Raw genomic sequence first — 13,631 nt, 5'->3', positions numbered from 1 at the left:
TCCCGTTCAATTTTTCCCCCGCTATAAAGAATTTCCCCTGACCAGCCGATAAATAAACAGTCCCTCTGAGAAAAAAGAGAATGGAATTCCTTATTTTCCGAATGACGTACAGCGCAAACACAGTCAAAAACAAATAACAAAAGCCATGGGGAAAGTATGGATAATTTTCAGAAAGAAATTGATGAGAGAACTAATCTCACTTCATCAAACCGGTTTGAACTTTTGCTGTTCCGTCTGGGGACATCGCCTGACGACGAGCAGTCTGAACTTTTTGGTATCAACGTCTTTAAATTGCGCGAAATCGTGCCGATGCCAACCCTGACCAAGGCTGCCGGAATGGCCTCGCCGATGATGGGCATGGCGAACATTCGTGGCGAAATTATTCCGGTCATCGATCTGCCTGCCGTCGTCGGCTGTGTGCCGAAAACCGGTCTGAATATCCTGCTGGTGACGGAGTACGCGCGCAGCACTCAGGCGTTTGCTGTGGAATCCGTTGACGACATCGTGCGTCTGGAATGGAGCCGGGTTCTGGCCGCCGAAGCCGGGGTGAAAAGCCGTAACATCACCAGTATTGCGCGTCTGGATACCGATAAATCCAGCACCCGTCTGGCGCTGGTGCTCGACGTGGAACAAATCCTCCATGACATTATTCCGAACAGCAATATCGACATGGATAAAAAGCGGACCAGCGCGTTTAAACTGAAACCGGGCACGGTGGCGATTGTCGCCGAGGATTCGAAAGTCGCCCGTCAGATGCTGGAAAAAGGTCTGAACATGATGGAGATTCCGGCGCAGATGCATGTGACGGGTCTGGAAGCCTGGAATAAAATCCGCAAACTGGCCGAAGAATGCAAAGCCGAAGGGATTCCGATTGCCGATAAAATCTCCTTCGTATTAACCGATCTGGAAATGCCGGAAATGGACGGCTTCACCCTGACGCTGAATATCAAGCGCGATGAATTCCTGAAAAATATTCCGGTGATTATTCACTCCTCATTATCCGGCAGCGCCAACGAAGATCACGTACGCAAAGTCGGTGCCGACGGTTACGTGGCGAAGTTTGAAATCAACGAACTGGAAGCCGCCATCCATAAAGCGCTGGATGCAAAAAAAATCGCCCATGCCTGACAGGTGATGAGGTGATAAACATAATATAGCCCGCCAGTGTGCGGGCTTTATTAATTACGCTATAGGGATAGAGAAGGTGAGTGATGTGCAGTATCACCTTGTTCCTGCCCGCATCCTCACTGACATGAGTCAAAGTAAGGTTTCAGTACTTCTTCCGTCCAGCTCATAAAGGCTCTCACGCGTTGCGACAGATTGCGCCGGTGCGCAACGACGAAAGAGGCATTCAGAGGCCGGGGGCGCAGATGGGGAAGGACTTCAACCAATGTTCTACGTTTTATATGGGGGAGGAGTGCGGAATAGCCCCCCTGAATTAAGCCCAGCCCCGCAAGCCCCGCTTCATGGTAGGCGGGTACGCTGTTGACCGTCATCGTGCCGGGTAACATCAGCGATTTGTAACCCTCAGCTGACGGATATTCCCACCCGTCAGGTTTCGAACCGAAATTGCGCAGGTAATGCACCATCTTGTGTCCCTGATGAAGAAGGTCATCAAGCGTCTGCGGTACACCAAATCGTTCAAGATAGTCCGGACTCGCCGCATTGATCATGCGGAGTTGCCCCAGCGGCCGGGCAATCAGCGTCTCGTCCACAAGGGGACCCAGACGAATTACGCAATCAAATCCTTCCAGAACCAGATCAACACGGCGGTCAGTACTGGAAAGCTCAAGTTCGAATTCCGGGTGAGCATTCAGCAGTTGTGGCAGTGCGGGGATAATGACGCTTTGTGCCAGAATAGCCGGCATATCAACACGTAAACGCCCGCGCAGTGACACGCCGCCATGGGAAAACATGGACTGCAATTCCTCTGCTTCCGCCAGCAGGTCGCGTGCGCGCGAATAAAAAATGCGGCCATCTTCTGTCAGTTGCACGTTTCGCGTGGTGCGGTGCAAAAGCGTTGCGCCTACCTCTTGCTCCACCTCCCGAACCACCATTGAGGCGCGTCCTTTCTGAATCCCCAGGCTTTCGGCGGCCAGCGTAAAGCTCTTCATTTCTGCCACGCGCACAAAAATAGTCAGTGCATCAAGATTTTTCATTGTTACTCATCCGGATAACAGTGCGTTCATTATTGGGGTATTTATGCCTAATGTAATACGCAATAGACTGTCTTCACACCCTGTTTAGGTGCTACACGCTGAAATACACCCCGTTTACGAAGGATAAATAAAAATGAAAAAAGGTTATTTAATCGCTCATGTCAATGTCACGGATGCCGTTGCTTATGCGGAATATGCCAAAGCCGCCGGAGAGGCAATGCAGGAATTCAGTCCTGAGCTGATTGCCGGCACCGGTCAGTCAGAAAATCTGGAGGGCGAATCGTATGAAAGGCACGTCGTTTTTGAGTTTGCCTCCTTTGCCGGGGCAAAGCGTTTTTATGAGAGTCCCGGCTATCAGGCTGCCAGAGCGATCCGCGCAGGTGCTGTGACCGGAACCTTTGTATTAATTGAAGGCGTCTGATTTTATGTAAAGCAGGGTAGCGGTACATCGACACGCTGATTTCACCGATCATAACTACCCGTCAGCACTTGCCCGCTTAAATAACAGCCTTAACGCGGGCGTTTTCCGTTTTCCCGTCGGATCCCTTAAACTACGCCGCACAGCCCATTTAACATGGGCAATGACCCTAATTCGAAGGAAGTTAGATGCTTTTGCCAGATTTGAGCAATACAAAAACAGACTGTCACTCGTCATTTCAGGGATGAGTCGTCAGCTGTTTATTACTCTGGACGGCCCCAAGGGCGCCGGTAAAACCACCTTGCTGGAGGCCATTACGAAAGTACTCAGGGCCGATAACAAGAAGGTGATCCGGCTTAGCGAGAAAAAAAGCGATCCCTTCAGGGGGGAAACCATGGTTCTCGTGAATCAACTCGCCAGAAATCCCACGCTGGATCTGGAACGTGAAGTGTGTGAACGCTTTGCTGACAGTCGTGCCTGGATTTCCCGGCACGTGCTGACTAAACAGCCAGCGGACAGCATTATCCTGATGGACCGCTGGTACCCGTCTGATGCCGCGTTTCGCCGGATGGTGCCGTTTGCAGAGATTTTACAGCTTAACATTGAGCGAAACGTGCGAACGCCAGACCTGCATGTCGGGGTCGTGACTGCGCCTGAAATTTCGTGGGCAAGGGCCGCAGCCCGATCGCGTGGGCTGGGTAGTACGGTGATTCATCAGCTGGAGGAGCATGTTGCCTGTACCGTGGCGTTCGGGCGGGAAATCGCTGAGCACGGCTGGTTTATGTGCCGTAACGAAGGAACGATCGAAGAGGCGACCAGGAAGGTTGTTGCTGAGATTTACAGAGTCAGCGCATGTCGCCAGTAATGCCATGCGCTACCCGGGCCTGATCAGGCACCCAGAAAGAGCATCATAAATTCGGTTCTTTGCGAAATTGTGTCCACAGAGCTCTGGAGTTCCCCCCGAGCCCGTAGACAAATCTGGCCTCTATTGCTTGATAAAAAAGCTAACACTGCCTGGCACTAAAGCCTGCCTGATGTCAGCCCTTAGTGCTAATTATGATGTTCATTTGGGGATCATCTGAATCACACAATTTAACTGTGCTGGCAAATAAATTCTGCTGCCGCATCCAATGCATGGCGCGATGCATCCAAACGAATATCACTTTGGAACACGTGATGCATTCCTTCATAGATATCCAGTTGCACCACACCCCCCAATTCTGCCGCTTTTTCCGTAAAGCGAATTGCGTCATCAAGCAATAGCTCCTCGCTACCTACCTGAATCGCCAGCGGCGGCAGTGTGTCGAACCGGGCGAACAGTGGCGATGCACGTTCATCCTTAACCATACCGCCCTGCAGGTACTCAAGCGCAGCATCTTGCAAAATTGACGGCTGGAAAATAGGGTCACGCATCGAGGGATCATTGAAAGATGCGCCGCTAAATGTCAGATCGGTCCAGGGCGAAAACACCACCGCAGACCGGACCTTCTCCGCCAGCTGCGGATTTTGCATAGCCACCAGCGAGAGCGTTCCGCCAGCCGAATCACCAACCAACGCAATTTGGTTAACACCGCTGTTTATCAACTCTATCAGCACTTCGTTCACCTTATCCGGTGCAGCAGGGAAGGGATGTTCCGGTGCCAGTGGATAATCCAATACAAAGGTTGAATAGCCGGTACGCACCGCTAACTGGCTGGCTAATCCACGATACGCCCGCGCACTTCCGAGCATATAGGCACCGCCATGAATAAAGACAATGACGCATTCGCTGCGGGTGGCTTGCGGGTGCAGCCAATATCCCGAGGCATCGTTTTGTTCGCAGCGCACACCTTCTGCCAGCGGCGTTTGTTCGCACATAGCGTCATAAAACTCGCGCATTGTCCCGGCAAAATTGTTTCGGAGGTCTTGTTGTTCAGCCAGGAATTGCACGACATGCAGACGGTCATGCCCGGTTAATGGATGATGTGTTTTGTTCATGATGTTCTCACATATAGGGGGTGTGAGAAGACGTTAAACCATTCCAATTTCAGCAACCAGATGGCTTAATGGAATACCATCTATTCTATTTTGGACTACCTAATGGATCGACTTGATGCCATCCGGCTGTTTATGCGCGTAGTGGAGTGCGAGAGTTTCTCCGCAGCGGCCAAAGAAGCAGGCATTGGGCAATCTGCCGTCAGCAAACAAATCGCCGCGCTGGAGAACCAGTTCAACCATCAGTTGCTGAAACGTTCATCGCGCGGAATTGCATTGACCGACGCGGGTAAAGAGTTTTATGACGGCGCATTGCGTTTACTTGATGAGTACGACCAGTTGGAATCCAGCGTTAAATATGGCGCGGATGAAGCGGCGGGCACATTGAGAATATCTGTCGCACCGGTTTTTGGCCGTTTCTATATCGTTCCGCGCCTGCCTGCACTGTTTGAGCGCTATCCGGCGCTTAACATTGAACTGCGCGTCTCCGAACGACATATTGATTTGATTGAGGAGAATATCGACATCGCAATCCGCCACGGTGAACTGCAAGATTCTGCCTTAACACAACGCAAGCTTGCGGAAAGTCCTCTGATTACCGTAGGCAGTCCGGACTATCTGGCCAGACACGGTGCTCCCAGCTCACCTGCCGAACTGGGCAAACACCAGTGCATTGTGTTTAACGGCGGCCGTGGCGTCCACCCGTGGCACTTCCTCGATGAACAAGGTAAGCCGATAATTCATATTCCGCAGGGGCGTTTTCGCAGCAACGATGGCGAACAGCAACGCGCCGCCGCCCTTTCCGGAATGGGCATCGCGCAAATTCCCGCATGGCTGGCTGGACCCGATTTAGCGTCTGGGGCATTGGTTCCCCTGTTGCGGGAGTTTACGAGAGGTGCGATGCCGGTGAGTGCGGTCTTTGCGACCAGGCAAATGGCGAACAGCAAAGTGCGGGTGTTTGTGGCGTATTTAATGGAGACCCTGAAGATAGATTTGCCGGAGTGGCGAAAACCACTTTTTTGCATCCCATCTGAGGATTGAAGAATGAGGAGTGGAATTTAGCCGGTAGCATCCGCTCCTCGCCGACATCCCACACCAGACGCAAAACAAAAAGCCCGCTTAAGTTTCCTTAAGTGGGCTTCTCTAAATTTGGCTCCTCTGACTGGGATCGCCTTTGCCAGTAACTGGCTGAATAAAAAGCTGAACCTGAATTCGTCTCTTGTCAAGACCACCAAAGTGACCACCTATTTAGCTCGGAATGAACATACAACGAGTTAGCTTTTTAAGCTTTACTACCCTATATATTTCTTTGCAAAGCTAGCTAACTCTTTCGCTCTGACGGGTTCCCACCCGTTATTGACTGCGAACTGCCTGATCTCTTCTTCTGTTGCTCTGAATCCTTGCTTTTTTAAGTTGGTAAAAATTCGTTTTGCCATGTCTTTATCCGATGGATGACTAAGTCCTGTTGACATGTTGATGCAACGACCTAGGCGTAGGATTTCATCCCCAACGGAGGGTAATAGCTGTGTTTTTTGCACTTCCCAAGTCGATGGGCCGACTATTTCAGGTGCCCATGTGGATAACCAGCGTTTACCTTCGACCTCTGACCAGGGTAAGAACACAATGCTATCGACGTTTCGAGCACTATCAACAATATCCATGTCTTTATCAGTTAGATATGTCGCTAACACAATGTCATGATTGCCATGTACAGAAAAGTTTTTAGGAATATTAAAATCCAGCAGAATGTTGTTACCCAAATCGACCTTTTGGTCTTTTAGTAAAGCCTTTACTGCTTGCTCGCCGAGAAATGTTGCAATATCAGAGTGAGCAAATGTTCCTTTTGCAGGGAACAACAATGTGATTCGCTGCAGTCCTGCATCTTTACATAGGTGATAGGTTTTGCTTATGGCGAGCTTTATATTGTTCTGATTTGAACCATTGTTCTCTATCAAATATCTGGACACTGACATATGAACTCCTTTTACTGAATGCTAAGGGGAATCTCAACGCTTTGGTCTAAAGCGTAATATGTTTTAAAATTGTCATAAATATTAAAAATGTGTCATCTCAAACATTGCCATCGTTTTTTTCTGGCTCATCTTCAATTGCTGGTAGGGCCTCAAGTTGTGATTTGAGGTGCTCGTCTAACCGATTGGCCAATGAAAGAAATACGGCAAGATTTTTTTGTCGTTTTTCCAGAACTCGCCGTTGTGCACTACTGGGATTAGTTGTGTTGGCAGGGTTCCCACGTAATTGAAAAATACGAAATTCAATTAGATCAATGTCTTCGTCTAACCCAGCTTTTTGTGCCAGTTCCACCCATTCTTGAGATTTATCAATAGAATTTTCTGCGGCTAAAGAGAGACAATAATCAATCAGGATTTTTGAAGACGAATCGATACTTTCGGCCACTTTTAACCATTTCTGAGTTTCCGTAGATTCCTTTTCTCTATTCGTTAGCCCTGGGTGGGGAAAGAAATATCTCGGATGTTGGTTTTCAGGATCAAGACTTTCTAAAGCCCTTAGGATGGGTTCTAGCTCTTTAAATGGCTTATTGCCAAATGGTAATTCGTAGCGGTTAGCCCAGAAGGCCCACACAGAGTCCTTAATCTCCATGTGTTTCGCGATGCGCACAGTGTCATCCGTGGTATTTTCAGCGTCGTAAATCAGTTCTGCAATATGGTGAGCCATCCAACGGCCTAAGGTATCAACAGAGTCATTTAACTCAAGTTCTTCAACCAACTTTTTCCCCAGTTGTACAATTGCCGTGTAGCGTTCGGAAGGTTCCGTCATGTTTAAGGAGGAAGATTCTGGTACTTGATGGGATATTCTCGAGCTCATTTTCATTACTCCGTCCATATCTGTTACTCCGCGAGTAGCGATTCACATCAACCTCTATAATGAGATCCATGTCTAATGTAGCTAACACGTTTTTGATAAAATCCACCGAGGCGTAAAGCTTGTAACCACTTGGTTTCTCGTCTTCATTTTTTTCTGCTAAGTTGCCCCATATACTCGATATCATTTCTGGTTCGGTGCTATGAGTACTACACCATACTCGCTGGTCTTTATCCGTAGTTAATTTCATAGCTTCAACGATAAACGGCGCTGGCTTAGGTAACGGGAATGTCACGTCACCAGCCCATGGGTCGTGTTCATCAATGCCTTTATATTCTCTGATGTCTTTAATCCATCCTTTTAATTGATAGGACATATGATCAATTTCCATATCCTCACCAGCACTGGGAATTTTATAGTCATATACATTTTCGGCAGTTTGTAGTGCCCGGAGTAAAGAGAATGATCTTTCAGGTGAAACTAAGGCCGTATAAACGGAAACTGATTCTCTTCGATCAGTACGATTCTCTGACCAGTGCCCCCAAACTGTCAGCAATCCAGCTGCGGGACTTAATGCTTTGTCAAAAATGTTTTCTGAAATTGATCCCAGCCATTCATTGAGATTACCAGTAGTATCATTAATCCAGCTTGGTCTGATTTCGGGTTGCGGATCTCGCCGATCAGCGAGCCAACGTCCATCGCGGCGTGAAATATCATGTCTTTTGAGCCAGTCCTGAAAAACGTCATCTATTTCATCGTAACGGCTATCCACTAATGGCTTGGTTGCCAATAGTTTTCCAGCCGAGATGAACATTGCATGGTAGGAGAGGTAAAAATGGTAATCATCAACACGTGGATAGGAACCATGGCTGTGATGATTATCTCTGTCTCGATAATAACGCCGTTTGTTCCGCTCATCTTCTTCCCAGTTACGGGTTCCTTTAAAATCAAAATCATCGCGAATAATGCGTAACATTTCGGGCTCAAGCTGTTTTTGAGATACTCCAAAACAGCGGCCTAAAGGTTCCAGCCAATATGGGCCAAAATCAATACCAAAAGTGTATGAATCCTCGCCCACTAAACTTTCAGAGTCACTCACTGTTGGGTCATACGTTGACCGGTTTATGTTGGAAAGGTTGTCTCTTTCTTGAGCGGTTATAGATATCAATCCAGCTTCATTAAGCGCGAGCAGGGTTCTGGCGGCAAAAAGGCGGATTAATACATGTGGTTGCTCAGTTGTCGCGTAGCGATAAAAATAATCGGTATAGGGTATCAATGCTTTTCCGTCATCTTGTGAGGCACGTGCAACAGCAATTAATAACCATAATTGAGCGTGAAGGGTATAGAACGGAAGATTGCGATCGCAAAAAGGCTGTGTCGAGCAATTTTCGGCATGTTGAAATATTCCTTGAAGCACTTCGGAACGTTCTAGTCGACAAAGCATAAGAACTGCATGAGCGGCTTCCCAGCGAACGGTTGATTCTGGCGACGCTAGCCTAGCCCATATATACCCCGCAAGAGAATACTCTATCTGAGTAGGGGGAATTAATGTAGATCCCCATGGGCCATCACCATCTTCCTCTTTCAATACTTCATTGAATAAGTCCAGTCCATAAGACAGAACATTTAATGCTTCTTCTGGGTTCAATCTATTAACCAATAGTCCGACAAGGCTAAACAATTGTCGTGAATCTGATGGTTCTGGTGATTCAGATGTCGCATTTAGAACAATACTGATTAACTCACCTTCATTGAGTCCGGAAAGTTCGCTGGCAAGCTTAAAAGGGAACACTTCGTAGTAGCGATGCTTTCTAATAAGCATGCAGAACCGCTGGCAGTAACTTTTTGTTACTGAAGCAATAGCTGTTTTTATGCTTAACCGGGCTGTCCATTCCTGAGGGATAGATTCAAGAAAAGTCCCGAAACTATAAAGGCTCATCTCAGATGATTTACCAAAAGCGTTAATAAAGTCTTTTTCTTTGCCAAAACTAATACGAGTTATCGCCTCTTGAATAAATAACTCGGTTGAATAGAGATCAGGTTCATGACGGAAGTTTTGGTATGCGATAGAAATCCCTTCGGATGTGGATAAATCACACATGTTAAAAACTCTTTGCCATGCTGCTTTAGATTTTTCGTCAGTTTCAGTGGCGTGGTCGCTTGTTGATTCCAAATCTGATCTGGACTGATCTTCAACTGAAATATTTATATTAAGAACAGTGAGGTTTATTCCGATGGACAAAGCTATGGTTTTAATTCGTGTTAATTTTTCTGAACGAGGTGAGGTGAATTGGATGTAATTATAAACCCATTGAAAAAGCGTTTGTTTGTCCTGATCGCTTTTACATAAAGGCAGAGCAGCTATTAGTAACTTATCTTCGTCCCACTCTTCCCGGAAAGGGATTAATGCTGCTGCATCAAGTGGATTGATTTTATTTTTCTTTACTAGTTGTTCTATCGTTAACACCAGTATATTTCGGTGATCGCCAAACGTACGATCTCGCCAACGACTAATGATGGCCAGAGTGGAAGATGGGCATAATTCAGACAACGCTTTGATCGTATCATTCCATGCAAAATGTTTATCACGATCAACATATTCTCGAGTTACTTCGGCACAGCGTGAGAATTTATAGGCAATTTCTGGTGATGCTATGTTTTTGTCGGCAATGTATTCCGCCAGATCAAGTAATGCTCCCCATCGTTCCAGATTTTCATCACCGAGTTTATTGGTGACTTCAATAGCGTGGTTAAAATATTCTTGAGCTTCTGACTTATCGAGTAAAATAAGCGATCTAGCTATATCGATATAGTTCTCAGCCTTGGTTTGTGCGTCAGTGTGGTCATCCTTCCACAAAGATAGTGCCTGTTGCGCGAAGATAAATGAAAATTTTTCAAGCCCAGTTATCTGCGAGCAAAGACGGGAAAATCTGTGCAATGTCGGTGTAAAGACCCGGTTGTCCTTATGTTGATACCATGCAGTGATTTCTTCGATATCAGCGCAAGTAATATCTCCGACTTCAGATAAAATATCGAACCAGATATTAGCTATTTCATCACTGCTAAAGGAATGCTCCGAGTATGAATACCCTTTTATTTCCGCTGATAATTTTTTTGCATCAGCGAGTTGATTATCTAACTCAGCCTTGGATACTTTTCCTAAAAGGGCTTTAGCCCATAAGTTATACCAAGGAATTAACACACCACTATATTGCTTTAATTCGCGAAGTTCCTGTGATTCACTATGCTTTCTTTCAGCGTTTATCTCTTCAATGACCTTTTCAGATGCAATATCACTCAAACTTAATGGTGAGTTAGTTAATGTCGCGCGTAGCGCATACATTCTTATGTATTGCACACGTTCTTTACTGTATTCTGAGGACAGGGAATTTGGAGGAGATTGGGGTAGATAGCGGTTTAAAAGAATCACGGCTTCTTCGGTATTACAAATATTAAGCTGCAGTGCCATTTCAGTTATGTTCGTTATTGCTGCTATTGTTTGATTAACATACGAGTGTCTAATTTTAATTTGCAGATGAGAGCTAGCCAATAAGCGGTAACCTCTCTTAATAGATTGCTCTGGTAATTGGTAATGAAATTTTCTAGCAATCAGCACAATCGCTAAAATTAGTCCAAGATCATTTCCTGCCGCAATCGCTAACTGGTTCAGGTCAGAATTGCGGCCGTGATCCAGTAATTGTTTAGCAATGATTATGCCAGCACCGAAAGATAATTCCCGAGGTCGCCATTGGCGAAGACTTCTTGCCGCTTCATCTGCCCCATGAATATTCAGATAGGCGATCGCCATAACAGCTATGTCCTGAGCGGTTACGTTTTCTCTGCTGCGTTCATCATCGTTTAGTGAACTCCAATTATCTAACCATTCCAGAGCAATACGTAGTCGGCTACGGGCGTCACCAGAGAGCTCAGGAAATTCCGATAAAAGTGCAGAGTTATAGACGTTTTGTGACCCAACCCAACCAGTATCAGTAAAGGTACGACGTGAAATAAGCTCCTGAACACTGTGGCTGTCCATAAATTTTGCAGTCAGATCAAGATTATCCTGCAATAATTTTCGCTGCCTGCTGTCGCCTGCACTTTCTCCACCTGCTTTGAGCGCAAGTTTTGCCGCATCCTGATACTTCTCAAGGCGTAACGCAGCTTTCAGGGCGAACTGCAGTCTTTGAAGTTCAACATCTCGGCGTTCGATAGGACTCGTTTCTGGTAACCCTTGGGATGTCATTGCCAGAGTGACGAGTTCCGAAAATTGCCCAGCCTCAAGCATTAGCGGTGGTAATACTGATGCAGCGTAGGCACTATTTTTTGTTAACGGCGTCAGTCGGGCAATAAACTGACGAAGCTCTTTTTCTTTAGGACGATATCGTTCCTGAAACCACGTTTCAGCAGGTTCATCAAAGAACTGGATAGTATCCCCATTGACGATTAGCGGCCGCCCAAGATCCAACGCAAAGCTTTTTATTGCGGATTCATCGATTTCAGCGATGGCAGACAAAATAGCGATAGGAATGAGTGGGCGGAGTACCGCTAGTGCTGCACAAATAAAATCGATCTTCGTACTTTCTGTATGCCCAGTGGCATCCTTCAATTGGCAGATGGCGGCTTCGAGTACTTCTCCGATAGTATCTTCCACCGTTTTGGGATTAGGACCTAACAATCTCAATGTATCTGGCAGTGATAAATGTCGAGAAAGTGACAATGCCTGAACCCTGGGGTTATGAGAGCTCAGTCGATGGAATTCATCCACATCCTGATCGTTTGCATCCGGGAATATTCCACGCAGGTGTGCGGCTGTTTCGCTGCGATCGAAAGGTTGTAAAGTCAGGCTAAGCGTGCCGGGGCGTGGATCAAGCAGGCTCTGCCTATGTGGTCTGCAAAGTGCGACAATACAAACGCCTGCGGGAATGCTCTCTCTGAGCAGATCTTTTATAAATGAGCGTGATTCGTTGATTTCCTCTGCGGCCATTTGTGCATTATCTGCGGCATCAACAATAATGCACAATATTGCCTCAGGATGTGATTCCCGAAGCGTGGAAATCCCTTGAGAAATACGATACATAAATGCACGCATATAGTGAGATATGTCAGTGCTGGCGTTCGGAATTAAAGGATGACATAGACCATGTGAGGCTATCTCATTGGCAATCTGCACTAATGCGGTTCGGTGGTGATGGCGATAGGCTGAAGCATTGCGATATTGTCCATTACCAAAACAGTCATACAGAATACTGACTGACCCCTCAGGAAGGTAGTGATGAATACGGGTTGAGAAAATTGATTTGCCGACACCTGCGTCGGCATGGACGATGATAGGTGAGCCCATGGACTCCACAATATTTTTGACCAGTGAAACCTCTTGTATTCGGGGTATCACATTTTCAATTTTCTCTATCAGGCAAGGTGCAGGGAATAGATCTGTTTCGTCTACCCCTAACGCACGTAAAACATCCATTCTGGTAATAGCTGGATCGGATGCACTTTCTGATAGCGCTTTCCGAGTAATCAGTTCTTTTAGGTTCAGCGGGGCTTGGGTGTCTAGATCAGGGAGATATCCGTTAGATTCTCTCAGGAGAATATTTCGCTGTTCCCAGTAACCATCCTGTCGTTCTTCAATGCGAAGCATCTTGCAAAAGGACACCAACCCTTGATCTTCCAGACCTGTGAATTTTTTTAGTTTAGCAAGGTCGTCTGGATGGCGAGGAGGGCGTTGATTTGCTGTATCTGTAATCGCTTCACTGAAACTCGTACTGACAGGGCGGTTAGTGACAAACCATAATTCAAGCTTAGTATGCAGGGATTCAGCAGGAAATCGCTGCAAAAGTTCTTTATAGCGTTTAGCGAACCCTTCTATCGTTTTCTGTAATCCGCTAGGGGGCCATGCTGTTTCTGCATGTAATGTTGAATGCTTCAATTGCATATATCTGACCGTAGTCGCTTGCTCGAACTCATTACTGCCATAGTATTCTGCAATATCAATGATCTCTTCGCCTTCCTCCACCGACGGTTGTGAACCCATTTCCGTTGTCGAAGCACCTTCAATAGTCAGTGCGGTTAAAGACGCTTTAGGGTCTAACAATCGGAGGGCTCGGCGGGCAGCCCAAAGATAGTGAAATTGATCTCCATCCCTACTGGCTCGAACAAGCAAGCTGTCTGACATTGAAATTTATCCTTAGATTCAGATAGGCTTTTGGGATTATAACCCCTGACATTTTAAGTGACTA

At 46.6% G+C, this 13,631-nt stretch carries 10 protein-coding genes; 4 read left to right on the top strand and 6 right to left on the bottom strand.

Features of this window, described 5'->3' with window-relative positions; genetic code table 11:
* Positions 1 to 156 precede the first annotated feature (156 nt).
* Positions 157 to 1,128 carry a chemotaxis protein gene (locus tag J9880_RS19870; protein ID WP_232769836.1) on the top strand — a complete coding sequence of 324 codons (972 nt, stop codon included), beginning with the start codon at positions 157 to 159 and terminating at the stop codon, positions 1,126 to 1,128.
* 116 nt (positions 1,129 to 1,244) lie between these two features.
* On the opposite strand, the gene J9880_RS19865 is transcribed toward J9880_RS19870, so the two are convergent.
* On the bottom strand, positions 1,245 to 2,159 hold the full coding sequence (locus J9880_RS19865; protein WP_232769835.1) for a LysR family transcriptional regulator: 915 nt from the start codon (positions 2,157 to 2,159) through the stop codon (positions 1,245 to 1,247).
* Between the two features lie 133 nt (positions 2,160 to 2,292).
* Here J9880_RS19865 and J9880_RS19860 point away from each other — a divergent pair, with 133 nt between their 5' ends.
* Complete coding sequence (locus J9880_RS19860) at positions 2,293 to 2,580, top strand: DUF1330 domain-containing protein (RefSeq protein ID WP_232769834.1); 288 nt, start codon at positions 2,293 to 2,295, stop codon at positions 2,578 to 2,580.
* A 241-nt stretch (positions 2,581 to 2,821) separates the two neighbouring features.
* A complete protein-coding gene (locus J9880_RS19855; RefSeq protein ID WP_195817032.1) occupies positions 2,822 to 3,442 on the top strand; it encodes a dTMP kinase in 621 nt (206 codons plus the stop codon).
* A gap of 227 nt (positions 3,443 to 3,669) precedes the next feature.
* On the opposite strand, the gene J9880_RS19850 is transcribed toward J9880_RS19855, so the two are convergent.
* Entirely contained in the window at positions 3,670 to 4,554 is an 885-nt protein-coding gene (locus tag J9880_RS19850) for an alpha/beta hydrolase (RefSeq protein ID WP_232769833.1), read from the bottom strand.
* Between the two features lie 102 nt (positions 4,555 to 4,656).
* On the opposite strand from J9880_RS19850, the gene J9880_RS19845 reads away from it, so the two are divergent.
* Complete coding sequence (locus J9880_RS19845; RefSeq protein ID WP_232769832.1) at positions 4,657 to 5,592, top strand: LysR family transcriptional regulator; 936 nt, start codon at positions 4,657 to 4,659, stop codon at positions 5,590 to 5,592.
* Positions 5,593 to 5,609: 17 nt separating this feature from the next.
* Here J9880_RS19845 and J9880_RS19840 read toward each other — a convergent pair whose 3' ends face one another.
* The 4 genes from J9880_RS19840 to avs3a all read right to left on the bottom strand — a co-directional run bounded on the left by J9880_RS19840 (position 5,610) and on the right by avs3a (position 13,567).
* Entirely contained in the window at positions 5,610 to 5,795 is a 186-nt protein-coding gene (locus tag J9880_RS19840) for a hypothetical protein (protein WP_232769831.1), read from the bottom strand.
* Positions 5,796 to 5,843: 48 nt separating this feature from the next.
* Positions 5,844 to 6,524 (bottom strand): hypothetical protein, encoded by a 681-nt coding sequence (locus J9880_RS19835; RefSeq protein ID WP_232769830.1) that lies wholly within the window; start codon positions 6,522 to 6,524, stop codon positions 5,844 to 5,846.
* A gap of 97 nt (positions 6,525 to 6,621) precedes the next feature.
* On the bottom strand, positions 6,622 to 7,296 hold the full coding sequence (avs3b, locus tag J9880_RS19830) for an AVAST type 3 anti-phage proein Avs3b (RefSeq protein ID WP_232769829.1): 675 nt from the start codon (positions 7,294 to 7,296) through the stop codon (positions 6,622 to 6,624).
* Positions 7,289 to 13,567: an AVAST type 3 anti-phage nuclease/ATPase Avs3a gene (gene avs3a, locus J9880_RS19825; RefSeq protein ID WP_232769828.1), complete on the bottom strand. Its 6,279-nt coding sequence runs from the start codon at positions 13,565 to 13,567 to the stop codon at positions 7,289 to 7,291. The genes avs3b and avs3a overlap by 8 nt, the downstream gene beginning before the upstream one ends.
* Positions 13,568 to 13,631: the final 64 nt, after the last annotated feature.

Origin of the sequence: Rahnella victoriana (genome assembly GCF_021276285.1) — a bacterium.
Taxonomy (GTDB): Bacteria; Pseudomonadota; Gammaproteobacteria; order Enterobacterales; family Enterobacteriaceae; genus Rahnella; species Rahnella victoriana.
This window is presented reverse-complemented; position numbering and strand designations above follow the sequence as displayed.